Here is a 23,898-nt window from a genome sequence, read left to right as displayed (position 1 = left end):
TATGTTGACGAAAAAAGAAAACCTAGAAGCGATTGAAAAATTCTCTGAGAACTTAGAGATTGAAGGTCGCAGTCTTTGGCAAGATGCTCGTATCCGCTTTATGCGTAACAAAGCGGCGATGGTGAGCTTATTTATTCTTGTTTTAATGACGTTGGCGGTAATTGTTCTGCCGATGATCGCTCCTTACGCGTTTGACGATACTGACTGGTATGCAATGCACGTTGCGCCAAACTCTGAACATTGGTTTGGTACCGACAGTCTAGGCCGAGATTTGTACGTACGTACTCTAATCGGCGGCCGTATCTCGCTAATGGTTGGCGTGATGGGTGCATTCGTAGCGGTATTGATTGGTACACTTTACGGTGCGGCTTCTGGCTTCATTGGCGGTAAAGTTGACCGCATTATGATGCGTATTCTAGAAATCTTGTACGCTGTACCGTTCATGTTCCTAGTTATCGTACTTGTTACCTTCTTCGGCCGTAACATCATTCTTATCTTCGTTGCGATTGGTGCAATCGCCTGGCTGGATATGGCGCGTATCGTACGTGGTCAGACACTCAGCCTACGTAGTAAAGAGTTCATCGAAGCGGCGCATGTTTGTGGTGTAAGTAATTGGAAGATCATTACTCGCCATATTGTACCGAACGTATTAGGTATTGTAGCGGTTTACTCTACGCTTCTAATTCCGAGCATGATTCTGACCGAATCATTCCTATCATTCCTTGGTCTTGGTGTTCAGGAACCAATGACAAGTTGGGGCGCACTTCTACAAGAAGGTGCACAGACAATGGAAGTAGCAATTTGGCAGTTGGCATTCCCAGCGGCGTTCATGGTTGTGACTCTATTCTGCTTCAACTACGTTGGTGACGGCCTGCGCGACGCGCTGGATCCAAAAGACAGATAATTAAAAGATAAGATTAAGGAAGCAATGATGAGCTTATTAGATGTCAAAGATCTGCGTGTCGAATTTGCCACCCAAGATGGTATCGTAACCGCAGTAAACGATTTGAACTTCTCTCTGAAGCAGGGCGAAACTCTCGGTATCGTGGGTGAATCTGGTTCAGGTAAATCACAAACTGTATTCGCAATCATGGGTCTACTGGCGAAAAACGGCAAGATCTCAGGCAGTGCGAAATTTGAAGGTCGAGAAATTCTTAACCTTCCAGAAAAAGAGCTGAACAAAGTTCGTGCAGAACAGATCGCGATGATCTTCCAAGATCCGATGACCTCGCTAAACCCATACATGAAAGTGAGCGATCAACTGATGGAAGTGTTGATGCTGCATAAAGGCATGGGAAAATCAGAAGCGTTTGAAGAATCTGTTCGCATGCTGGAAGCAGTAAAAATCCCTGAAGCACGTAAGCGTATTACCATGTATCCGCACGAGTTCTCAGGCGGTATGCGTCAGCGTGTAATGATTGCGATGGCGCTATTGTGCCGTCCTAAACTGCTTATTGCTGATGAACCAACAACCGCGTTGGACGTAACCGTTCAGGCACAGATCATGGACTTGTTGAACGAGCTGAAATCCGAGTTCAACACGGCAATCATTATGATCACCCACGACCTAGGTGTTGTTGCTGGTTCATGTGACAAAGTGCTTGTGATGTACGCAGGTCGTACGATGGAGTACGGCAACGTAAACGAAATTTTCTACAACCCAAGCCACCCTTATGCGGAAGGTCTGTTAAAGGCGATCCCTCGTCTGGATACAGAAGGCGAAATTCTGCCAACCATTCCTGGCAATCCACCAAACTTACTGCGTCTACCACCGGGCTGCCCTTACCAAGAGCGTTGTCATCGTGTGATGGACCGCTGTAAGCGTGAAGCACCAATCTTGACGCCATTTGGTGATGGTCGTCAGCGTGCATGTTTTTCTGAATGGGAGGCTTGGAACAAATGAGCGCAGATAAAAAGTTAATTCTGGATGTATCTGATCTGAAAGTTCACTTCAGCATCGCATCGAAATCAGCGTGGCCTTGGTCAAAACCTTCTAGCCTAAAAGCGGTAGATGGCGTAAATGTGCGCCTCTACGAAGGGGAAACGCTTGGCGTAGTAGGTGAGTCAGGTTGTGGTAAATCGACCTTCGCACGTGCCATCATTGGACTTGTTGAAGCGACCGATGGCGAAGTGGTTTGGTTAGGCCAAGACCTCACAAAAATGAAAGATGTACAGCGCCGTGAAACACGTAAAGAAATCCAGATGATTTTCCAAGATCCTTTGGCTTCTCTTAACCCGCGTATGACGGTTGGCGACATCATCGCTGAGCCGCTAGAAACATTCTATCCAGAACTGTCTAAGCAAGAAGTGAAAGACCGCGTTAAAGAGATGATGGCGAAAGTTGGTCTATTGCCAAACGTAATCAACCGTTACCCGCATGAATTCTCAGGTGGTCAGTGTCAGCGTATCGGTATCGCACGCGCACTTATCCTTAAGCCAAAAATGATCATCTGTGACGAACCAGTTTCGGCGCTAGACGTATCGATTCAGGCTCAAGTTGTTAACCTTCTGAAAGAGCTGCAAAAAGAGCTAGGACTTTCTTTGGTGTTTATTGCGCACGATTTGTCAGTGGTGAAACATATCTCTGATCGTGTTCTCGTGATGTATTTGGGTAACGCGGTAGAGTTAGGCGAAGCGGATGCGCTATTTGCAGACCCTAAGCACCCTTATACGCGTGCGCTGATGTCGGCGGTTCCAATCCCAGACCCAGAGTTAGAACGCAATAAAACCATCCAAATGTTGGAAGGGGATCTGCCATCACCAATCAATCCTCCTTCAGGTTGTGTGTTCCGTACTCGTTGCCCTCAAGCGACAGAAGAGTGTGCAAAAACCAAACCTACGATTGAAGGTACAGACATTCACGCGGTTTCTTGTATTCACGTGAGCGTGTAACCAACCAAATGTTAGGTTAAGTAAATTCAGCCTGTGACGGGCTTAAGCGCGATTCCTTTTACTAGGGTCGCGCTTTTTTTATGCTCATTTTCTTTGAACATGAATTTCAATGCTCATTCGAATTTCTTGAACAAGATGTCCTAAGCGTGATGATTTTCTGTTTCTTATGAATCTCTAATATAAAGGGAGACATAAGAAATAGGAGAGCAATCATGGGTAAGTTGGTCGAAGGCGTATGGCACGATGTGTGGTATGACACAAAAGCGAATGGCGGGAAGTTCGTTCGTGAAGACGCTGGATTTCGTGACTGGATTAAAAATGATTCAGAGGCGGTATTCCAACCAGAATCTGGCCGTTACCATTTGTACGTTTCTCTCGCGTGTCCTTGGGCACATCGAACGCTTATCTTCCGTAAGTTGAAAGGTCTAGAGCCACACATTGATGTGACGGTTGTTTGCCCTGATATGCTCAGTCAAGGTTGGCAAATGGGTTTACCCGAGCCGCTGTTTGGTCATACACGTATGCACCAAATCTACACTCAAGCGAAACCCGACTACACAGGGCGTGTTACGGTGCCAGTTTTATGGGACAAAAAGACCAACACCATCGTGTCGAATGAATCGTCAGAGATCATTCGTATGTTTAACTCCGCATTTAACGATCTCACGGGCAATCATGACGATTATTATCCCGAGCCACTACGCGGTGTGATTGATGAATGGAATGATTACATCTATCCAAACGTGAATAATGGGGTGTACCGTTGCGGTTTTGCTACTTCACAAGAAGCGTATGAAGAGGCTTTTGAATCATTGTTTTCGGCCTTAGATAAAATTGATGCCCATCTGGCGACCCATCGCTATCTAGCAGGCAATAAAATTACGGAAGCCGATTGGCGTTTGTTCACCACGTTAGTGCGTTTTGATGCCGTGTACGTTGGGCACTTCAAGTGTAATAAACAACGCATTGCCGATTACGTCAATATTCAGGGTTATCTGAAAGAGTTGTATCAGATTGACGGTATCGCCGATACCACCGATTTCTATCATATTAAGCGCCATTATTACTTCAGTCACACAGGGATTAATCCAACGCAAGTGGTGCCTAAAGGGCCTGATTTAGACTTTAGTTCTCCTCACCAAAGAGAAATGATCGGTTAGTTTGTAACGGTTCATCCAATACAAAAGCCCTTAACGACGAACTGCGTTGTTAAGGGCTTTTATTTACGCTAAGTACTAGGACCAGTAGGGGCAATTTTTAAATATATGCTCGCCTTATTTAGCGCGGACGATGTCCATCACCAACTTACCGTCAACCTTTACTGGGCCATCTTCTTTGGCTCCGAGTGAGTACTCAAATACGCCCGTTTTCATTCCACCTTTTTCTCCGTGGACCATTAGCATCAGCATGTCACCAGACTCAACCGGTTCCATCAAAATTGCATTCACGTTCTCATTTTGTCCCATTTTAAGCGGAGCATAGCCGATCACGGGGCCTGGCTTCATCGATTCGTCTGTTCGGTGTACAACCATCCACCCGTTTTCGTCAGCATGAGCCATTTTTGCCGTTACCGTGCCCGCGGACATATCTTGATCTGCGCCTTCAATACTTGGGGAGGAAAAACTAAACGCAGAAAAACTGAACAGACATGCAGCTAAACCAAACTTTAGGAATGAGTTGTTGATGGAGTTGTTCATATGTATTCCTTACTTATGTGTGAGATTGCGTAATTGCATTCCATCTTCGTTACGTAGTTTCTCGTAAGAAAGTTCAGATGATATGAAAATAATGCCGATAAATTGAACGGGAGAGGGAAAATCGTTCTGTATTATTGAGCTCTGGTGATAGTTAAAGGCCAGGACAAGACCCACAGGTAAGGCAGGAACGGTGGCTAGTTTCAGATTATCTTCTTGTCGTCACAGCTTCTTACCAATATTCAAATAAACTAATGATATGACAACCGCTTTTTAACGGGGTGATGCATGGATATCAACGAGTTTGCGACTGGCGAGCATCTTATCTGGAATCTGCTTATTGCCTTGCTATTGGGTGCGATTATCGGGACACAGCGCGGCTGGGTGATGCGAAATAGTGTTGAAGGTAGTCGTGTTGCTGGTATTCGTACGTTCTCTCTCGTCGGGTTACTTGGTGGTCTTGTCGCGATTCTTGCGGATCTCTATTCTCCTTTATTGCTTGGTTTTGCCTTGATTGCGTTGGTGATATTGGCGTGTATCGCGTTTGTCATGCAGCAGAAGAAGAGTCGCGATATCAGTATTACTGGCGTGGTTAGCTTGTTGGTGACGTTTGTGTTGGGCAGTTTAGCGGTGTCGGGAGAAGCGGTGCTTGCGGCATCTGCAGCTGTGATTACCGCAGTGGTGCTCGACAACAAACGAGAACTTCACCAAGCGTTGCAAAAATTACAGGAATACGAGCTGGATGCAGCGCTCCGGTTGCTGATTATCTCCATCGTGTTATTGCCGCTTCTTCCAAATCAACCCTATGGCCCTTGGAACGCTCTTAACCCTTACGAGATTTGGTGGATGGTCGTATTGATTGCCAGTATTTCGTTTGTGGGCTATTTCGCAATCAAAATCGGTGGGGCGAAACGTGGCATATTGTTCACCTCCATTTTTGCAGGTTTAAGTTCTTCGACGGCGTTAACGCTGCAGTTTTCCCATCTTTCTCGGGAGCAAGCCAATATCAGCCCATTGCTCGCCAGTGGCATACTCTTGAGTTGCGGCACCATGTTTCCTCGGCTGTTGATTATTCTGTTTGTGATTAATCCTCAACTTGTCTCGTTACTATGGCCGATTGTGATGGCCATGATGGCGGCGCTGTATTTGCCTGCTTGGTGGATATGGCGGCGGAGTGAAGTGGAACAGATCGAACAATCGAACAAACAGAGCAACCCACTCGCACTACAATCGGCGCTGTTTTTTGGGATGATGCTGGCTGTGATTATGCTGCTGTCACATGCGCTAGCTGAGTGGTTCGGTAATGCGGGTGTCTTAATTTTATCGGCCCTTTCAGGGATTACGGATGTAGACGCGATTTCCTTGGCGCTCAGTCGTCAGAGCATCCAAATATTGAGCGTAACCACCGCCGCGTTGGGTATCTTAATTGCAGCATCGGTCAATACCATTGTTAAGATGAGTATGGTTGTCGCGATAGGAGACAAAAAATTATGGCTTAGGGTCACGCCTGTGATGGTGGGATGTGTTGCCGTTGGGGCACTGATGTTCTTTGTCTTGTATTGAGTATCTGTTTTCTAAACCGTATGTCTTGAACAACAAAAAAGCCCTCGACGAATCGAGGGCTTTGACTATTCATTCAAGCAAAGAAAAGAATTACTTCTGTTCTTGAGTTGCTTGGATTGCTGTTAGAGCGATGGTGTACACGATATCGTCTACTAGCGCGCCACGAGACAAGTCGTTTACTGGCTTGCGCATACCTTGCAGCATTGGACCGATAGATACTAGGTCTGCTGAACGTTGTACCGCTTTGTAAGTCGTGTTACCAGTGTTTAGGTCTGGGAATACGAATACTGTCGCTTTACCTGCAACTGGAGAGTTTGGTGCTTTAGAAGCAGCAACGTTTTCCATGATCGCAGCGTCGTACTGTAGAGGACCGTCGATGATAAGATCAGGACGTTTCTCTTGAGCCAGTTTTGTTGCTTCACGTACTTTATCAACGTCTGCACCCTTACCAGATTCACCAGTAGAGTAAGAGATCATTGCAACGCGTGGTTCGATACCGAATGCTGCTGCAGAGTCAGCAGATTGGATAGCGATTTCAGCAAGCTGTTCAGCTGTTGGATCTGGGTTGATTGCACAGTCACCGTATACTAGTACTTGATCAGGCAGAAGCATGAAGAATACTGAAGATACGATAGACGCGTTTGGTGCAGTCTTGATGATTTGGAACGGAGGAACGATAGTGTTCGCCGTAGTGTGAACAGCACCAGAAACTAGGCCGTCAACTTCGTTGTTCTCAAGCATCATTGTGCCAAGGAATACTGAATCTTGTAGTTTCTCACGAGCTACAACTTCAGTCATACCTTTCGCGCCACGTAGCTCAACCAGACGAGCAACGTAGTTTTCGCGGATAGCATCAGCATCGATGATTTGAACGCCAGCACCTAGCTCAACACCTTGCTGCGCTGCAACGCGTTTGATTTCTGCTGGGTTACCTAGAAGCACACATTCTGCAATGCCGCGCTCTGCACAGATAGCCGCTGCTTTCACTGTACGTGGCTCATCACCTTCAGGAAGAACGATGCGCTTACCTGCTTTACGAGCAAGTTCGGTTAACTGGTAACGGAATGCTGGTGGGCTTAGACGACGAGATTTTTGAGTACCTTCCGTCATTGACTCGATCCAGTTACCGTCGATGTGACCAGCAACGTGCTCGTTAATGAACTCGATACGCTCTTTGTCGTCTGCAGGTACTTCAATGCTGAAGCTCTGTAGGTTTAGAGAAGTCTGCCAAGTGTTACCTTGTGCTTTGAAGATAGGTAGACCAGTTTCGAATGCTGGCTTACATAGACCTTCGATCTCACGTGGGATGTCGTAACCGCCAGTTAGCAGTACAGCACCGATATCAACGCCGTTCATTGCCGCTAGAGAAGCTGCAACGATTACGTCTGGACGGTCTGCAGAAGTAACAAGTAGAGAACCTGGTTTGAAGTGCTCAATCATGTTTGGCAGAGAACGTGCACAGAACGTGATGCTCTTGATGCGACGAGTGTTGATGTCACCTTCGTTGATGATATCTGCTTTCAGGTGCTTCGCCATGTCGATTGCACGAGTAGCAATAAGATCGATGCTCCATGGCACGCAACCTAGTACACGAATTGGAGAAGTGTTGAAGATTTCCATCACTTTCATTTCGTTTTGCTTCGCGCTATCTGCATCGTCAAAGATTTCAGATAGGTCAGGGCGAGTACGGCCAGCTTCGTCAACAGGTGCGTTTAGCTTGTTGATGATAACGCCAGAGATGTTTTTGTTCTTAGTACCGCCGAAGTTAGAACATGCTACTTCGATGCGCTCTTTAAGTTGAGCTGGGTTATCAGTGCCTGGAGTAGCCACTAGAACAATTTCTGCGCCAAGTGTTGCTGCGATTTCAGCGTTCACTTGGTTAGCGAATGGGTGCTTACGAGTTGGTACTAGACCTTCGATAAGTGTTACATCCGCATCTTTATTGATTTGGTTGTAACGCTCAACAACAGTTTCTAGTAGCTCGTCCATGTTGTCGTTACCGATTAGGCTCTCAGCAACAGACATCGCCATAGGTTCACCGATCTTCATATCGCTGTTGTGGCCAACGATAGTAGAAGTCAGATCAGGTTGATCACCACCAGAACGTGGTTGAGAAATTGGTTTGTAGAAAGAAACCTTAACGCCTTTGCGCTCCATTGCGCGAAGAACACCCATGCTTACGCTAGTTAGACCAACACCAGCACTTGCAGGGATAAGCATAATAGTACGAGACATTCGTAGAGTACCTTTAGCTATTGGGGGATAAAAGCTCAACTCTTATTCCATGACGCTCGAAGAATAGGAGTTGAGCCCCTAAGAAATTCGTTGGATGAAAATCTGGCTAGCCGAGTGGCTAGCCAGAAAATTCAATTAAAGACCTGCTAGACGTGCAGTGTCTTCAGCAATAACTAGCTCTTCGTTAGTAGAGATAACCATTGCAGGGATACGGCTGTTTTCAGTAGTGATAACGCCTTCGCCGCCGAAACGAGCTTTAAGGTTAGCTTCGCTGTCTACTTCGATACCGAAGATACCTAGACGGTTTAGAACCATTTCACGGATAGGTGCAGAGTTTTCGCCGATGCCGCCAGTGAAAGTGATTGCGTCTAGACGACCATCTAGAGTTGCAGTGTAACCAGCAACGTACTTAGCTAGACGGTGACAGAACACGTCCATTGCACGAGTTGCTTCTTCTTTCTCACCGTAGTTGTCTTCAACGAAACGACAGTCAGAAGTCACTTCAGTTAGACCTTGAAGGCCAGACTCTTTAGTTAGCATTGTGTTGATTTTCTCAACTGAGTAACCAAGAGTGTCGTGTAGGTGGAAGATGATCGCAGGGTCGATGTCACCACAACGAGTACCCATTACTAGACCTTCAAGTGGCGTTAGACCCATTGAAGTATCTACAGATTGACCGTTCTTAACTGCACATACAGAAGCACCGTTACCTAGGTGACAGTTGATGATGTTTACTTCTTCAACTGGTTTGTTTAGTAGGCCTGCAACTTCACGAGTGATGAATAGGTGTGAAGTACCGTGCATGCCGTAACGACGGATACCGTGCTCTTTGTATAGGTTGTATGGAAGAGCGTATAGGTAAGACTCTTCAGGCATTGTTTGGTGGAAAGCAGTATCGAACACAGCAACGTTTTTAAGTGCTGGGAAAGATTTTTGAGCTGCTTTGATACCGATGATGTGTGCAGGGTTGTGAAGTGGTGCTAGAGTTGCACAGTCTTCGATACCTTTTAGTACGTCGTCAGTGATAAGTGCAGACTGAGTGAATTGCTCGCCGCCGTGTACTACACGGTGACCGATAGCAGCTAGGTTCTCAGAAAGCTCTGGCTTAGAAGCAAGAATAGTTTCTACCATGAACGCTAGTGCTTCTTCGTGTGCTGCACCGTTACCAAGTTGAGCTTCGTGTTTGCCATCAAGTTTCCACTTGATACGTGCTTCAGGAAGGTGAAGACATTCAGCAAGACCTGATAGATGCTCTTCGCCGTTCTCGGCATCAACAACAGCAAATTTAAGAGAAGAACTACCGCAGTTTAAAACTAAAACTAGCTTAGACATGTGTGACTACCTGTTATTCGTCTGATCAAAATCAGTTAAAGGATGAAAAATTAATCACAAGAATAGCCGATACCAGCAATGCTGCGTACTAATCTTGGTCAAAAATCGTTCTAATTCCATATAAAGAAATAGTGATGAACCCATCCATCACTATGATGCGATCCGTGCAGATAGATATCTCGGAGTTGCTTAAATTGTAAATAACAGCAACAATGAGATTGAGGGTCTGCAAAGGATAGCGATAATAGGCAATGATAACAAAAAAAATTTGAAAGAATATTAACTTTCATCAATTTTTTGCACCTTCAGTTGAAATGTTCAACTATTTTTTAGTGAGAGAGCGGTATGAGTAATAAAGTCGGATTGATCCATAGCCTGAAAGATGGCCAAAGTTACATGGAGATCTGGCCGGTTCGTAAAGAGCTGGGTGCCATATTTCCTGAGCAACGTATTATCAAAGCGACTCGTTTTGGCATTAAAGTCATGCCAGCTGTCGCTGCTATCAGTGTTCTCACTCAAATGGCGTTCAACAATTACAACGCGTTACCTCAATCTATCGTCGTAGCCTTGTTTGCTATAAGCTTGCCTTTGCAAGGTATCTGGTGGCTCGGTGCTCGCTCAAACACCAAATTGCCGCCATCATTGGCTTCTTGGTATCGCGAACTTCATCAAAAAATCGTGGAAACAGGCTTTGCCTTAGAACCAGTTAAAGCGCGACCTCGTTATAAAGAGCTCGCAATAATTTTGAATCGTGCTTTCCGCCAGCTTGATAAGTCCTCACTAGAGCGCTGGTTCTAATTCATTTAGCGTTCAACAATTTTTAAATGGAGTGTGCGATTGCCACTCCATTTTTGTTTTGTCTATATATTCATCGCGCAGTATGCGCAGTGGGGCTAAGCCTTTAGCCCGCAACCATCCTCTAGCTACGTTTGAGTGCATTACATTGTTGCGTAATAGAATGCGATCTTGCGATCACAAATGTTGCCTTAGTGTTAAATGTTTCTTTTCTTTACTAAGACTTAGTAGTAATAATAAAAATAAGATGCACAAGAAGTGCACAGATACGCAAACACAACATCACGCCTTCTCACATTTGATCTCATGAGTACCCACATATTGCTGAAGCTCGTGAAACAAGGACGAAGACACATCAAGGAGTTATGATGAAAACGAAACGTTTATTAGCCACTGCCGTTCTATCCGCTACTGCTATTCTTTCTTCCACCCATGTATTTGCTAATACCGCAACAGTTGCGGTTTCTCAGATCGTTGAGCATCCAGCTTTGGATGCCACTCGCCAAGGTTTGCTAGATGGATTGAAAGCAAAAGGGTATGAAGAGGGTAAAAACCTAGAATTCGACTATAAAACAGCACAAGGTAACCCTGCAATTGCGGTACAAATTGCGCGTCAATACGTGGGAGAGAGCCCAGACGTGCTAGTCGGTATTGCAACGCCGTCAGCGCAGGCACTGGTTTCTGCGACTCGTACGATTCCTGTTGTGTTTACTGCGGTGACTGACCCGGTAGGAGCCAAGTTAGTTAAATCTATGAAGCAGCCGGGCAAAAACGTAACAGGTTTATCAGACCTGTCTCCAGTGGCTCAGCACGTTGAGCTCATTCAAGAAATCCTTCCTCAAGTCAAAAGCATTGGTGTCGTCTTCAACCCTGGCGAGGCGAATGCGGTGACGCTGGTTAATCTTCTAAAAGAAAGTGCAGAGGCGAAAGGCATTAAAGTGGTGGAAGCCACTGCTTTGAAAAGTGCCGATGTTCAATCTGCTACGCAAGCCATCGCAGCAAAATCAGACATCCTTTACGCGCCTACGGATAACACTGTAGCGAGTGCGATCGAAGGCATGATTGTCGCGGCGAACCAAGCGAAAAAGCCAGTCTTTGGCGGTGCAACATCTTATGTTGAAAAAGGTGCGATTGCTGGCCTTGGTTTTGACTACTACCAAGTCGGTGTGCAAACGGCAGATTACGTAGCAGCCATACTTGATGGTCAAGAGCCAGGAAAGTTGGATGTAAAAGTCGCAACGGGTTCGGATTTGGTCATCAATGAGAGCGCCGCTTCTAAGTTGGGCATCCAACTGCCGAGTTCTGTTGTTCAACGTGCGACTAGCATGCAGTAAATCACTTATCTTGAGGTAAGGACTCTTTCTCTCAAGCCCATTTGTCTCAGCATGAAAAATGGGCTCGTAAATCGTAAGTTTATGAGAGCAAAGTTTTTTCTGAGCGGATTGCTCTCTTTACCTCGACCTAAGTTGAAAGTTGTAACGTCAGATCGCTGCTAGCGATCTGAACATGCAGAAAGGAGTAGTTATGTCTGCATTTGCTTTTTTTGGCGCGCTTGAGATCGGCTTGATTTATGGCTTGGTTGCTTTGGGCGTCTATCTTACGTTTCGTGTTCTTGATTTTCCTGACTTAAGTGTTGATGGTAGTTTCCCTATGGGAGCCGCGGTTGCTGCGACAGCTATCGTTGCAGGCATCAACCCTTGGATTGCAACCGGTATGGCGATTATTGCTGGTGGCATGACTGGTTGGGTCACCGCATTTCTCGCTGTACGCTGTGGAATTTTGCATCTCTTAGCGTCCATCCTCACTATGATTGCCGCGTTTTCTATCAACATTCGCATCATGGGCAAACCCAATATGGCTCTTTTGGGTGAAGACACCATTCTCACTCCTTTTGAATCGATGGGCGATGCGATGTTTATTCGTCCGTTAGTCGTAGGCGTACTGGTTCTCATCTCTGCCTTTTTGGTAGTGCGATTGCTAAATAGCGATTTCGGCTTGGGCCTTCGAGCGACGGGTGTGAATGGCCGAATGGTGTCTGCGCAAGGCGCAAGCACAGGGTTCTACACCTACTTTTGTTTGGCGCTGTCGAACGGGTTTGTTGGCTTCGCTGGTGCGCTATTTGCGCAAACCAACAGTTTTGCTGACGTAACATCAGGCGTTGGTACCATCGTGGTCGGCTTAGCGGCGGTTATTTTGGGCCAAACACTCATTCCCGGTCGCAAAATTTGGGTTGCCGTTTGCGCCGTTATTTTGGGCTCGGTGTTGTATCGACTAGCCGTCGCTTTTGCGTTGAGTTCTGGCATGTTTGGCCTTCAGGCCTCAGATCTCAATCTCGTGACCGCAGTATTGGTTGCGGTAGCGCTCATTGCACCTAAGCTCAAGCAAAGTATGAAAGCCAAACAACGCGTAACGACTGCGAAACAAGCGGCATCTAAAAATGGTTCTGGGGAGGCGTTATGATTGAACTCAACAACATCCAAGTGACGTTCAACCCTTGTACGATTTTGGAAAATCGCGCGTTGAAAGGGGTATCGTTAGAAGTACCAGAGCACCAATTTCTAACCGTAATCGGGTCTAACGGTGCGGGTAAATCGACATTGCTCGGAGCGGTGACGGGTGAGACACCAATGATTGGTGGTCAAGTGATCATTGATGGCAAAGACGTCACCAAGCAGACGGTTGCCCAGCGCGCTACTCAATGTGCACGAGTGTTTCAGGACCCGTTAGCAGGAACGTGTGGTGAGCTAACCATTGAAGAAAACATGGCTCTAGCGTACATGCGAGGTAAAAAACGTGGCTGGGGGCTGGCGCTGTCTGCCAAACGTCGCAAGTTGTTCCAAGAACGCATCAGTATTTTGGGTTTAGGTTTGGAAGACCGATTGGGTGACAGTATTGGTTTGTTGTCTGGTGGACAACGACAAGCCGTGAGCCTGGTGATGGCGACGTTATCGGAGAGTAAGTTATTGCTGCTTGATGAACATACGGCCGCGCTTGACCCGCGTATGGCGGCTTTTGTCATCGATTTAACCAAGCGTATCGTCAATGAGTTTGATTTGACGGTGATGATGGTAACGCACTCGATGAAAGACGCGCTCGCTTGTGGCGACAGAACTGTCATGCTCCACCAAGGTGAAATCGTTCTGGATGTCGCTGGAGAGCAGCGTGCCAATATGCAAGTGCCTGATCTACTAGACATGTTTTCTAAAGTTCGAGGCGAAGAACTTTCGGATGACAGTTTATTACTCAATTAAATAGCATGTCTGATTCGTTACGCGTTTCTTCGACATAGTCAGAGCCGCGACTACGCCTACCAAGTGTGATCCTCCTTGAGAAAATAGGTAAAACACCGAATTTCCAAGGAGGATTTTTTATCTCTCATTCTTTAATAAAATAGTGGCATATCCACCTATTAAAGAGTGCTTATTATGTCTTTGCCATTTCTCTTTCATAGCCAGACGGTTGATGGTTTAGCCTTCGATGGTAAACGCGTGAAGGTCTGTCTAAAAACAGAAGCGTTAACATTTGATGCTGTTTATGCGCGTATTGAGCCAGACAACGAAGAATACCTTGTCGCCATGGTGCAATGCGGCAGAGTTGGAGAGTTACTGCTGTGGGAAGTATCGTTCGAGCCGAATAGAGATCGAGACATCACCCACTATGTATTTAAAGTCGTTAGAAACGGTCAGCAATATTGGCTAGACGCACGTGGCGTGCAAAAACGTATTCCGCCCAGAGAATTTCATTTCAAATTGAATGTAAACTATCAACCGCCAAAGTGGGTTCAAGAACAAGTTTTCTATCAGATTTTTCCTGATCGTTTTGCCGCGAGTCAAAGTGAGTCTGCGATTCGTGAAGCGTACTGCGAGTACGATCCTAATGCTGTGATTAAAACGTGGGGAGAACCAGTAGGGAATCACCAAAACTCTGGGGCACGTGAGTTCTTCGGTGGTGATCTAAAAGGCGTTGAGCAAAAGCTTGGATACCTTGAACAATTGGGTGTGACCGCACTGTACTTCAATCCGATTTTTTCCTCGCCAAGTAACCATAAGTACGACACCACGGATTATTTCACGATTGATCCTATGCTCGGCACCAACGAGCATTTTGCGTCATTGTGCGAAAAAATCCGCAGCAAAAACATGAAGATCGTATTGGATGCGGTCTTTAACCATACTTCTGTGCATCACCCTTGGTTTGATATTCAGCAGAAAGGGAAAGGCGCGTACGGGAATCCTAAATCCGATTTTCGCGACTATTACTTCTTTGATGGGGAGAGTAATCACTATATTGGCTGGAAAGGTATCGACAATCTGCCGGTATTGAATTTTGAGAATCACGAAGTCAGAGAATATATCTACCAAGGTGAGGCGTCGGTTATCAAACATTGGCTGAAGCCGCCATATTCCGTGGATGGCTGGCGTTTTGATGTCATTCATATGCTAGGAGAAGGGGAGGGGGCGAAAAACAACGCTCACTACGTGAAAGCATTTCGCCAAGCGACCAAATCCGTTAATCCGAATGCTTATGTGTTAGGTGAGCATTTTTTTGAAGCGACTCAATGGCTGCAAGGGGAGCAAGAAGACGGCGCGATGAACTACTACGGTTTTGCCCACCCTGTTCGAGCGTTTATCGCGCATCAAGACATCACGTACGACCCAATCGATATAAATGGTTTTGAGTTCAAAGCGTGGTTGGATGAATCCAGAGCAAAAGTTCCTTTTGCCAATCAGCTCTCACAACTCAATCAACTTGATAGCCATGACACGGCGCGTTTTCTCACCTTGGTGAATGGGGATGAGAAAAAAATGCAAATCGCGTTGGCCTTACTCATGACTTATGTCGGCGCACCATGCATTTATTATGGTAGTGAAGTCGGTCTTGAGGGAAGCTTTGACCCGGATAACAGACGTTGTTTCCCTTGGCATTTAGTTCAGGGTTCGCCTTGGCTCCAACTGTACCAACAGTGGATTGAAATTCGCAAACAGTTCAAAGCTCTACAATCTGGCAGCATGCAATGGCTGTATTGTGACGAAAGGGCATTAGCTTATGCAAGACAGCTTGGTGAAGAGACGATCATTGTTGCAGTCAATATTGGTCTACAAGAAAGCACGATTGACCTACCATTGTGGCAGTTAGGCTTGAATGCGAAACACTTGCATCAATTATTAGATAAGTGTGAAATAATTGATTATGAAGGTCATGTTTCTGTCAATATGGCAGCATTAAGTATCAATTTGTGGCAAGTGAAGTGACACCGCATTCTATATTTATTAAAATTTGTGAATATGTTCATTAATAACTATAAACAGCCTCTTTAAGCCGATGCATATGAGAGGCGAACACTTAAACAATGGTACTCAATGGTTAACCAAAGGCGATTTAGCCTCTCATTTGTTGTTTTCTTTCCTTTAGTTCTATTCATTGTGGTAATGCTCGTTACTACAAAAAACTACTACGATGCAGTCAATCGCTATATTGATACTGAATATTCGCGTATCGATAGAGCGTTAACTCGTGGTATCAAAGTCTTAACTGCACTGGACTACAGCTTTACCAACTATTCAAACTTCGCGAACCCTCTTTCTGAAGAGCATAACTCTATTGTGAAAGGCGATATCTGCTATATATGGCCGATTGATGTTTTGCTATTGGAGAACGTTTACAGCGATGGACTGCCAGCGGTTGATGTTGATTACATGATCGTCGGCGAAAAAAGCTTGTGTCAGGCAGGGACGAAAATCAACAAACTTGCAGAACAAAAAGCAGGCTTTGCCCCTTCTTTGTCCTTCCTTCATGATATTGAATCCCACATTGTTGGTATCCATTACATCGATAAACGTGGTTATGTGATTTCGTCGCCCGATAAGTACGCGAAGAATTTTACTAAAGAGCTTTGGTCAACGTTAAAGGCGAGGCCATTCTGGCAAAAAACCGCGCAAGATAAGGTCAACATTACATTGGCTGGGCCTGGGCCGATGCTTGATTCCATGGAAGGGCAAATCATCAGTTTAACAGTGCCAATTTACGAAAAAGGCGTCCACCAAGGGGTGCTCTCGATTGATTTTGATGTCGATGCGCTGCTCACGACTTCTGAAAACCTTGTCGGGAAGCTGCACTTAGTTTCCAATTTCCAAACGATTCCTGAAGATGCCGTGCGGATCAAGCCCATTGAAAAAGAGCGCTTGAGTGCCAATCACAGTATTTATTACGAATATAACTTATGGAGCGAGATTAAGAATTTAACGTTCTTTGAAAAGTACAGCATCATGGTCGCGGTCTTTATTTACGTATTGAGTACCGTAGTACTGTTTTATGTCAACATGCACACCGAACGTCGCTACTTTAAAGATCTTGCTGCAAGAGACCCAATGACAGGGCTGCTCAACCGCAGAGGAATGCAGGCCGTTTGGCGTAATAAAATGACGAAGAAGAACGTGGCATTGGCTGTGTTCGATATCGATAACTTTAAGACTATCAATGATACTTACGGCCATGATGTAGGTGACTCTGCGATTCAACTGGTCGCGAAGTGCATCCGAGATAACATTCGTCACAGTGACGTCGCATCTCGCTTTGGTGGCGAAGAGTTTATTCTCGCGATATACGATGAAGATATTGAAGGGATGAAGCACATTCTTGAACGAGTCAAAAAAGCGATTGATGAACGATCACGACGAGTCACGAAGAATGGATTTACCGTGTCGGGTGGTGTGGTCTTTAGCTCTGCAAGCAAAGCGGAAAGCTTTGATGAACTGTTCAAGGCGGCTGATGAGAAGCTCTATGAAGCGAAAAGTACCGGAAAGAACAAGATTTGTTATTAGTTCGTGGCGCGCTTGCTAAAAGGCCGTCTGACAAATAGCTAAAAGGGCGATAATATCGCCCTTTTTTGTACTTGTCGTTCAACCATTGCGCACAATTCGTGCATGTTGAGTGCTTAAGCCACTTGGCTTTGACGCGATTGGAGTTCATCGCGGTAGCGCTGGATGTGCTCAACAATCGGTGCTGCTTTATTAAATGTTCGGATTTCGCGGAATAATTCGTTAGCTTCTGGGTAAGATTGGCGCAGGTAAGCGAACCATTGCTTCACGCGGTTTGGATAGTACAAACCTTTATCACCCTTCATTTCAAACTTTGAGTAGTAGATCAGCAGGTCGACCACATCAGACCAAACCATTGGCGTGTGGTTGTGTTTTACCATGTTACCCAGGTTAGGAATGTTGAACGCGCCACGGCACACCATCAGAGAGTCGACACCAGTGGTTTCAATACAGCGTTGACCATCTTCGAAATTCCAGATTTCACCATTGGCAATCAAAGGGATGGAGAATCGCTCGCGAATTTTATTGATGTATTCCCACTTGATTTCAGATGCTTTATAACCGCCTTGCTTAGTACGTGCGTGGACGGTCAGTTCATTCGCTCCCGCAGATTGAATCGCATCCACGATTTCAAAACAGTCTTCAGGGTTTTCCCAGCCCAGACGAATTTTTGCGGAGACAGGGATATTCGCAGGCACTGCGTCACGGCATGCTTTTACCACGCTATGAATCAACTCAGGATGCTGCAATAGCGCCGCACCTCCTTTGCTTTTGTTGACCATTTTTGCTGGGCAACCAAAATTTAGGTCGATGCCGCGCGCGCCAAGCTCTGCTGCTCGGGTTGCGTTTTCCGCCATCCAGTGTGGCTCTTGACCTAGTAGTTGAACATGTACAGGCACACCAGAAGTGGTCTGAGAGCCTTGCATAAGCTCCGGACATAAGCGATGAAAGACATGGTCTGGCAGGACTTGATCGATCACTCGAACGAACTCCGTCACACACAGATCATAGTCGTTTATTTCGGTCAGGATTTGGCGCATCAAATGGTCTAAAACGCCTTCCATTGGGCCTAATACAACTCGCATAGTTTGCCTAATACAGTTTGGTGATAAAAAGGAGGGCGATTGTAGCGATGTCGGCTAAGTTTGTCATTAAAAGACTCGGCGCTGGTGCCAACTGGCATCTCACTTGTATTGGAGTATAATGCCGCCAAATTCATGGGAAACCAGATGTCATGCAATACACTTTGATTGAAAAAGGTGAAGTTCAACTTGATGAATCTTCGCTATTTATTGAAGGTGCGGTACTTGCCGCAAACCTAACCACAAAACCTTTGGCGCCAGAGGCTTGGCTTGAGCCGTTATTTGGTGAAGGTTTTAAATCGATTCAGCCAGCGGTCGAAGAGCAAATTCACAAGCAACATAACCGTATTTTACGTAATGAGTATTCAGCTCTAGAACTAACTGAAAAAGATCCTGAGCAGTTAGCCGATTTTGCTGAAGGTTTCATGTCGGTTTGGCCTTTGATTGAAGAGCAGTGGCAAGAGGTTGAGTTAAATGATGGTTTACAGCGTATGCTGCAAGCGCTGCTTACCACAATGATGCTAGCCATTGATGAAGAGTCTACTCAGCAACATATGCGTGACGCGGGCATTGAAACGCCGCCAGCGTTAACAGACCTTGTTGATCAACTTGATTTGATGTTAGTTGAAGTCGCATTGGGTGCAGATGAACTAATGGTCGGCAATAAATCTCAAAGCCTAAACCCATTTAAAGATGTAGGTCGTAACGATCCATGCCCTTGTGAGAGCGGTAAAAAGTTCAAGCAATGTTGTGGTAAGTAACACTATAAAAGCGAGTTACTGAATCGAACCCAATAAAAAGCCGACCCTAAGGTCGGCTTTTTATTATCTATATTTTTATACGCCTTAACGAATTGGATTCTTACGTTTCACCGGAAAGAACTGTGCAATCACGATCAACGCCAAAGCGACCAAGTTACCAGCGAAGATAACCACCAACCATTGTGGCATCGATAAGTCGAAGAACTGCCAAACAATTTTTGAACAATCGCCATACGCTTCAAACATCCAAGGAACCCATTGGTTTAACGGAGCCCAACTTGGGAAGGTGACAAAAAGATCACAAGTTGCAAATGGTGATGGATTGAACTGGTAATCAACATGCTGCATTGCAAGCATCAATCCTTTGTACGAGCTTAATCCCCAACCAATAAGCCCTAACCAGCGGAATAGTGCGTTGTTCGGTGCGATAAGTCCGATGATAGCTGCACCGCCAATACCCATCATTGCCACACGCTCATAAATACACATTACGCACGGGGCAAGCATCATTACGTGTTGGAAGTAGAGTGCGCAGGCTTCAAAAAATATGATGAACAAAAGAAGAAGCAGCCACGATAAGCGTCCCTTCGAAAACTGGTTAAGTGATGAAAAAATAGTCACGGTTTCAATCCTGTCTGAAATAGAAAAAAGCTCTGAATACTCAGAGCTTTTTATCGTGTATAAGTTTCCTAATCAACTCAAATTTTAGTGTCCGCCAGACACAACTGGAGTCAGATCACCGGTATGAGGTGCAATCCAGCCCGCATCGTAGAAAGACGCTGTTGCTGGCTCTAGGAAGAACATTATGCCCATCAGACCTACAATCGCCAAAACGACAGTGTATGGCAATGCCATCACTACCATTCGACCGTAAGACAGACGAATTAACGGTGCTAGCGCAGACGTTAGTAGGAATAGGAAAGCGGCTTGACCGTTTGGCGTTGCAACAGAAGGTAAGTTTGTACCAGTGTTGATTGCAACTGCTAGCAGGTCGAACTGTTCACGCGTGATCAAGCCTTCCATAAGGGCTGATTTTACTTCGTTGATGTATACCGTACCTACGAATACGTTGTCCGAAACCATCGATAACAAACCGTTCGCAACGTAGAAGAGGGCAAGCTGTGTGCCTTTGTCTTCAACGGCTAACACGGCGTCAATAACAGGTTTGAATAGCTCTTGGTCAATGATTACTGCAACGATCGAGAAGAAAACCGCGAGTAGGGCTGTGAAAGGCAGAGCCTCTTCAAATGCTTTGCCCATTGAGTGCTCTTCAATGACGCCAGTAAATGACGTTGCTAGGATAATGACAGACAGACCAATCAGGCCAACGGCAGCTAAGTGAAGCGCTAACGCGACAATCAGCCAAACGGCGATAATACCTTGTACCCACAGTTTTGCGACGTCTTGGTTTGTACGTGTCTTACGTTCTTCGCGGTCAAAGTCCACAAGGATTTGACGTACGTTATCAGGCAGTTGTGCGCCGTAACCAAATACTTTTAGCTTCTCAACCAATGCACAGGTAATAAGACCACAGATAAATACTGGTAACGTCACAGGAGACATACGGATTAGGAATTCACCAAATAACCAACCCGCTTGGTCTGCAATGATAAGGTTTTGAGGTTCACCAACCATCGTTGTTACGCCGCCCAGAGCGGTACCCACACCAGCGTGCATAAGCAGCGAACGTAGGAATGCACGATAGTTTTCAAGGTCATCACGAGTCAGTTCTGTGATGGTGTCGTCTTGAGTATGGTCGTGATCGCCAATTGGGTTACCTGAAGCAACTTTGTGGTAAATCGAGTAGAAACCAACTGCTACGCTGATGACAACAGCGATTACTGTCAGCGCATCTAGGAATGCTGACAAAAACGCGGCTGCGAAACAGAATGCAAGCGAAAGCAGAGTTTTTGAACGAATACCAAGCAGGATTTTGGTGAAGATGAACAGCAGAAGCTGTTTCATGAAGTAGATACCCGCAACCATGAATACTAAAAGTAGTAATACTTCTATATTCGCAACCAACTCATGTTTTACTTGCGCTGGGCTGGTCATGCCAATAGCAATAGCTTCAATTGCAAGTAAACCACCAGGTTGTAATGGGTAGCATTTTAAGGCCATTGCAAGCGTGAAAATAAATTCCGCGACGAGCAACCACCCAGCAACAAATGGATTTATTAGGAAGAAAACAATCGGGTTAATAATAAGGAAGGCTATAATGGCAACTTTGTACCAATCAGGCGCTTTACCAAGGAAATTCTTGATAAAAGCGTTTCCGAGCGATATCGGCATGATAATTCTCTTTATAACAATATTATGAATAGACACTACAATTAGCGCTCAAGTATCTGTTTGTTAGACTTATTAACTAGTCTTTTAAAACAATAACTTAGTAAAACAACAATCCTTTGTTTTATTGTAGTTTTGCCAAGTTACTTCCCCTGAACTCAAGCACCGCTCACTTTCGATCGCAAACTCTACACTCCGGCTTTTATTAGTCAATAACAAAACGTAATGCTTCCGACTAAAACTACTTTTTAAGTGTAATAACGCGATCAAAACGGCGTTACTATATCATGGAAAGCTTGAAAAAATCCCCTTGGATTTTAAATGACGCCAAGTGACGAGAAAAGATCAATTAAAAAGGAATATTAACCAGAGAATACAAATTTATTTTGCATATTATAAACATAAAAATGTGACGTACTTGTCGTTATTTTTTCTCTATTTGTGTTCGGTTTCTTTTTTATAGAATACAAATTTTACGGCTTTGAACTGCTTCACTAAGTATCCTAAATTCAGCGAACGTGTAGAGTATTAACTCTATATTGAGGGATCGTTTCAATAATTGATCGTAAATTTTCTCAAATCGTTAAGTAGTGGTATGATGAGTAGTATCGACCCTCAGAAATCAATATTGGATAAAAAGTAGAATGGTCATTAAGGCGAAAAGCCCTGCGGGATTCGCAGAAAAATATATTATCGAGAGCATTTGGAACGGCCGTTTTCCTCCAGGCTCAATTTTACCTGCTGAGCGCGAGCTGTCCGAACTGATTGGTGTTACTCGAACGACTTTACGAGAGGTTCTTCAACGACTAGCACGTGATGGATGGTTGACTATCCAACACGGTAAACCAACAAAAGTTAACCAATTTATGGAGACATCTGGTCTGCATATCTTGGATACGTTGATGACGCTAGACGTCGATAATGCAACAAATATTGTAGAAGATTTGCTTGCGGCACGTACTAACATCAGCCCTATCTTTATGCGTTATGCATTCAAGGCGAACAAAGAAAACTCTGAGCGTACAATCAAGAACGTAATTGAGTCTTGTGAAGCGCTTGTGAATGCATCGTCTTGGGATGATTTCATTGCCTCTTCTCCGTATGCGGATAAGGTGCTTCAAAGCGTTAAAGAAGACAACGAAAAAGATGAAGCAAAGCGTCAGGAAATCTTGATCGCGAAAACATTTAACTTTTACGATTACATGTTGTTCCAACGCTTAGCATTCCACTCTGGTAACCAAATCTACGGTTTGATTTTCAACGGCTTGAAGAAGCTGTATGACCGAGTTGGCAGTTACTACTTCTCTAACCCGGCCTCACGTGATTTGGCGCTAAGATTCTACCGTCAACTGCTAGAAACTTGTGAAACGGGCCAGCGTGAACAATTGCCAGTTGTAATTCGCCACTACGGCATGGAAAGTGCTCAAATCTGGAACGAGATGAAAAAGCAACTACCAACCAACTTCACTGAAGATGATAGCTAAGCATTGAGTGAGCAAAGTTAGAAAAAACCGCAGGCAATGCCTGCGGTTTTTTATTGCTCGTTACTTACGGCTTTTGATCTAGTTCCTCATGCAATTATGTCGAAAAATGAGTCTTTCAGGCTAATGAGAGTCTGGGCAAAGGCAAATACAGTGTTTCGACAATATCTGATAGCACGTGATCATAGGTATTGAAAATCGTCAGTGACAGATCTGAGGTGATGCCATAAAGTTCTTCTTCTGTTAGTCCTGTGTGTTTTCCTTCGACATAGTCGTTTAACGCTTGTGTCGAACGTACGGAGATCGGCGCTGCGATAGTCAGCGGTGCTATTACCGCTAACTGATTCAGTTTACGTGTCATTACAGATGCGTAGTTCTTTACTCGAACGCTTCCTCCTTGTTCGTTTAAGTCTTGAATGCTAATACGAAGTTGAGTCAAGGTTTCGAGGCTATCGATAATGGTTTGCCAATTCATGTGGTACTCATCATGCAACTCATCTCGTTGCTCAACTGCTAGCCACGCAATAGTGACTTCATCCATTAAGAACAAACAATGTCGAATCAGCTTTCCGTGCTCCATTTGATTTCTTGCGATGCTGTTTTCCTGCCATTGTTCGAGCAACTTACTGACTTTTATCTGTAACACACGATACATGGGTTTATTTTCAAAGCGCGATGTTTCCAACAAAAGGTGCAGCTTGTTGTTGAGAGCATGATGTATCTCTTCTATTTCTCGCTCATAGTTTTGTTGGGATTGAAGGGAGTAATGTGTGATTGCTCGATGACGTCTAAGCAAGTTAACGACATCGCGAAGTAGGGTAAGCAACTGATACTTTCGTGCATGTTGCTGTTCGCGTTTTGTGGAAAGGTGGTAAATGCCGGCTAATATGGCGACGGATAATAACGTTGAAATCAAAACAAACATAACCAACTCCTTGTTAGTGTTTGGACCTAGC

20 protein-coding genes are annotated in these 23,898 nt (G+C 45.1%); 13 read left to right on the top strand and 7 right to left on the bottom strand.

From position 1 onward, the window contains the following. Position 1: 1 nt before the first annotated feature. The 4 genes from oppC to DYB02_RS12340 all read left to right on the top strand — a co-directional run bounded on the left by oppC (position 2) and on the right by DYB02_RS12340 (position 4,052). Positions 2-904: an oligopeptide ABC transporter permease OppC gene (gene oppC, locus DYB02_RS12355; protein ID WP_005482423.1), complete on the top strand. Its 903-nt coding sequence runs from the start codon at positions 2-4 to the stop codon at positions 902-904. Between the two features lie 27 nt (positions 905-931). Continuing rightward, on the top strand, positions 932-1,903 hold the full coding sequence (locus DYB02_RS12350; RefSeq protein WP_029804902.1) for an ABC transporter ATP-binding protein: 972 nt from the start codon (positions 932-934) through the stop codon (positions 1,901-1,903). Next, positions 1,900-2,892 (top strand): murein tripeptide/oligopeptide ABC transporter ATP binding protein OppF, encoded by a 993-nt coding sequence (gene oppF / locus DYB02_RS12345; RefSeq protein WP_017447834.1) that lies wholly within the window; start codon positions 1,900-1,902, stop codon positions 2,890-2,892. Before DYB02_RS12350 ends, oppF begins: the two co-directional genes overlap by 4 nt. A gap of 212 nt (positions 2,893-3,104) precedes the next feature. Continuing rightward, complete coding sequence (locus tag DYB02_RS12340) at positions 3,105-4,052, top strand: glutathione S-transferase family protein (RefSeq protein WP_005494511.1); 948 nt, start codon at positions 3,105-3,107, stop codon at positions 4,050-4,052. Between the two features lie 114 nt (positions 4,053-4,166). Here the strand turns inward: DYB02_RS12340 and DYB02_RS12335 are convergent, their stop codons facing one another. Further along, positions 4,167-4,589, bottom strand: a complete 423-nt coding sequence (locus DYB02_RS12335) for a DUF7282 domain-containing protein (RefSeq protein WP_017447836.1) — start codon at positions 4,587-4,589, stop codon at positions 4,167-4,169. Between the two features lie 285 nt (positions 4,590-4,874). On the opposite strand from DYB02_RS12335, the gene DYB02_RS12330 reads away from it, so the two are divergent. Further along, the gene (locus tag DYB02_RS12330; RefSeq protein ID WP_029804903.1) at positions 4,875-6,149 is read left to right on the top strand and encodes an MgtC/SapB family protein; all 1,275 of its coding nucleotides are present in this window, start codon (positions 4,875-4,877) and stop codon (positions 6,147-6,149) included. Between the two features lie 90 nt (positions 6,150-6,239). Here the strand turns inward: DYB02_RS12330 and pta are convergent, their stop codons facing one another. Continuing rightward, positions 6,240-8,384 (bottom strand): phosphate acetyltransferase, encoded by a 2,145-nt coding sequence (gene pta, locus DYB02_RS12325; RefSeq protein ID WP_005461502.1) that lies wholly within the window; start codon positions 8,382-8,384, stop codon positions 6,240-6,242. A 135-nt stretch (positions 8,385-8,519) separates the two neighbouring features. After that, positions 8,520-9,716, bottom strand: a complete 1,197-nt coding sequence (locus DYB02_RS12320; protein WP_005461478.1) for an acetate kinase — start codon at positions 9,714-9,716, stop codon at positions 8,520-8,522. Between the two features lie 345 nt (positions 9,717-10,061). On the opposite strand from DYB02_RS12320, the gene yfbV reads away from it, so the two are divergent. The 6 genes from yfbV to DYB02_RS12290 all read left to right on the top strand — a co-directional run bounded on the left by yfbV (position 10,062) and on the right by DYB02_RS12290 (position 17,332). After that, positions 10,062-10,514, top strand: coding sequence for a terminus macrodomain insulation protein YfbV (gene yfbV, locus DYB02_RS12315; protein ID WP_005461479.1), 453 nt, complete (start codon positions 10,062-10,064; stop codon positions 10,512-10,514). A 365-nt stretch (positions 10,515-10,879) separates the two neighbouring features. Continuing rightward, positions 10,880-11,845 carry an ABC transporter substrate-binding protein gene (locus DYB02_RS12310; RefSeq protein ID WP_005461481.1) on the top strand — a complete coding sequence of 322 codons (966 nt, stop codon included), beginning with the start codon at positions 10,880-10,882 and terminating at the stop codon, positions 11,843-11,845. Between the two features lie 190 nt (positions 11,846-12,035). Next, the gene (locus tag DYB02_RS12305; RefSeq protein ID WP_005461508.1) at positions 12,036-12,971 is read left to right on the top strand and encodes an ABC transporter permease; all 936 of its coding nucleotides are present in this window, start codon (positions 12,036-12,038) and stop codon (positions 12,969-12,971) included. Beyond that, positions 12,968-13,762, top strand: coding sequence for an ABC transporter ATP-binding protein (locus DYB02_RS12300; RefSeq protein ID WP_029805861.1), 795 nt, complete (start codon positions 12,968-12,970; stop codon positions 13,760-13,762). The genes DYB02_RS12305 and DYB02_RS12300 overlap by 4 nt, the downstream gene beginning before the upstream one ends. Before the next feature lie 174 nt (positions 13,763-13,936). Next, entirely contained in the window at positions 13,937-15,763 is a 1,827-nt protein-coding gene (malZ, locus tag DYB02_RS12295; protein ID WP_029805859.1) for a maltodextrin glucosidase, read from the top strand. A 108-nt stretch (positions 15,764-15,871) separates the two neighbouring features. After that, positions 15,872-17,332: a sensor domain-containing diguanylate cyclase gene (locus DYB02_RS12290; RefSeq protein ID WP_005493122.1), complete on the top strand. Its 1,461-nt coding sequence runs from the start codon at positions 15,872-15,874 to the stop codon at positions 17,330-17,332. A gap of 113 nt (positions 17,333-17,445) precedes the next feature. Here DYB02_RS12290 and dusC read toward each other — a convergent pair whose 3' ends face one another. Next, on the bottom strand, positions 17,446-18,414 hold the full coding sequence (dusC, locus tag DYB02_RS12285; RefSeq protein WP_025505215.1) for a tRNA dihydrouridine(16) synthase DusC: 969 nt from the start codon (positions 18,412-18,414) through the stop codon (positions 17,446-17,448). Between the two features lie 149 nt (positions 18,415-18,563). Here dusC and DYB02_RS12280 point away from each other — a divergent pair, with 149 nt between their 5' ends. Next, positions 18,564-19,172, top strand: a complete 609-nt coding sequence (locus DYB02_RS12280) for an SEC-C metal-binding domain-containing protein (RefSeq protein ID WP_025526653.1) — start codon at positions 18,564-18,566, stop codon at positions 19,170-19,172. An 84-nt stretch (positions 19,173-19,256) separates the two neighbouring features. Here DYB02_RS12280 and dsbB read toward each other — a convergent pair whose 3' ends face one another. Both dsbB and nhaB read right to left on the bottom strand, forming a co-directional pair. Continuing rightward, positions 19,257-19,793, bottom strand: a complete 537-nt coding sequence (gene dsbB / locus DYB02_RS12275) for a disulfide bond formation protein DsbB (RefSeq protein ID WP_017448352.1) — start codon at positions 19,791-19,793, stop codon at positions 19,257-19,259. Between the two features lie 84 nt (positions 19,794-19,877). Further along, complete coding sequence (nhaB, locus tag DYB02_RS12270) at positions 19,878-21,464, bottom strand: Na(+)/H(+) antiporter NhaB (protein WP_005461506.1); 1,587 nt, start codon at positions 21,462-21,464, stop codon at positions 19,878-19,880. 641 nt (positions 21,465-22,105) lie between these two features. Between nhaB and fadR the strand changes: the two genes are divergently transcribed. Continuing rightward, a complete protein-coding gene (fadR, locus tag DYB02_RS12265) occupies positions 22,106-22,945 on the top strand; it encodes a fatty acid metabolism transcriptional regulator FadR (RefSeq protein WP_005461531.1) in 840 nt (279 codons plus the stop codon). A 115-nt stretch (positions 22,946-23,060) separates the two neighbouring features. Here the strand turns inward: fadR and DYB02_RS12260 are convergent, their stop codons facing one another. Next, positions 23,061-23,867, bottom strand: coding sequence for a hypothetical protein (locus DYB02_RS12260; protein WP_005494538.1), 807 nt, complete (start codon positions 23,865-23,867; stop codon positions 23,061-23,063). Between the last annotated feature and the right edge of the window lie 31 nt (positions 23,868-23,898).

Source organism: Vibrio parahaemolyticus, from assembly GCF_900460535.1.
Taxonomy (GTDB): domain Bacteria; phylum Pseudomonadota; class Gammaproteobacteria; order Enterobacterales; family Vibrionaceae; genus Vibrio; species Vibrio parahaemolyticus.
The sequence above is the reverse complement of the archived record's forward strand: the minus strand, read 5'-3'. Positions and strand labels throughout refer to the sequence as shown.

Excerpts from the sequence above, each read along its gene's own strand:
- oppC (WP_005482423.1), top strand. The coding sequence starts at position 2 with ATGTTGACGAAAAAAGAAAACCTAGAAGCGATTGAAAAATTCTCTGAG.
- DYB02_RS12350 (WP_029804902.1), top strand. The coding sequence starts at position 932 with ATGAGCTTATTAGATGTCAAAGATCTGCGTGTCGAATTTGCCACCCAA.
- oppF (WP_017447834.1), top strand. The coding sequence starts at position 1,900 with ATGAGCGCAGATAAAAAGTTAATTCTGGATGTATCTGATCTGAAAGTT.
- DYB02_RS12340 (WP_005494511.1), top strand. The coding sequence starts at position 3,105 with ATGGGTAAGTTGGTCGAAGGCGTATGGCACGATGTGTGGTATGACACA.
- DYB02_RS12335 (WP_017447836.1), bottom strand. The coding sequence starts at position 4,589 with ATGAACAACTCCATCAACAACTCATTCCTAAAGTTTGGTTTAGCTGCA.
- DYB02_RS12330 (WP_029804903.1), top strand. The coding sequence starts at position 4,875 with ATGGATATCAACGAGTTTGCGACTGGCGAGCATCTTATCTGGAATCTG.
- pta (WP_005461502.1), bottom strand. The coding sequence starts at position 8,384 with ATGTCTCGTACTATTATGCTTATCCCTGCAAGTGCTGGTGTTGGTCTA.
- DYB02_RS12320 (WP_005461478.1), bottom strand. The coding sequence starts at position 9,716 with ATGTCTAAGCTAGTTTTAGTTTTAAACTGCGGTAGTTCTTCTCTTAAA.
- yfbV (WP_005461479.1), top strand. The coding sequence starts at position 10,062 with ATGAGTAATAAAGTCGGATTGATCCATAGCCTGAAAGATGGCCAAAGT.
- DYB02_RS12310 (WP_005461481.1), top strand. The coding sequence starts at position 10,880 with ATGAAAACGAAACGTTTATTAGCCACTGCCGTTCTATCCGCTACTGCT.
- DYB02_RS12305 (WP_005461508.1), top strand. The coding sequence starts at position 12,036 with ATGTCTGCATTTGCTTTTTTTGGCGCGCTTGAGATCGGCTTGATTTAT.
- DYB02_RS12300 (WP_029805861.1), top strand. The coding sequence starts at position 12,968 with ATGATTGAACTCAACAACATCCAAGTGACGTTCAACCCTTGTACGATT.
- malZ (WP_029805859.1), top strand. The coding sequence starts at position 13,937 with ATGTCTTTGCCATTTCTCTTTCATAGCCAGACGGTTGATGGTTTAGCC.
- DYB02_RS12290 (WP_005493122.1), top strand. The coding sequence starts at position 15,872 with ATGGTTAACCAAAGGCGATTTAGCCTCTCATTTGTTGTTTTCTTTCCT.
- dusC (WP_025505215.1), bottom strand. The coding sequence starts at position 18,414 with ATGCGAGTTGTATTAGGCCCAATGGAAGGCGTTTTAGACCATTTGATG.
- DYB02_RS12280 (WP_025526653.1), top strand. The coding sequence starts at position 18,564 with ATGCAATACACTTTGATTGAAAAAGGTGAAGTTCAACTTGATGAATCT.
- nhaB (WP_005461506.1), bottom strand. The coding sequence starts at position 21,464 with ATGCCGATATCGCTCGGAAACGCTTTTATCAAGAATTTCCTTGGTAAA.
- fadR (WP_005461531.1), top strand. The coding sequence starts at position 22,106 with ATGGTCATTAAGGCGAAAAGCCCTGCGGGATTCGCAGAAAAATATATT.
- DYB02_RS12260 (WP_005494538.1), bottom strand. The coding sequence starts at position 23,867 with ATGTTTGTTTTGATTTCAACGTTATTATCCGTCGCCATATTAGCCGGC.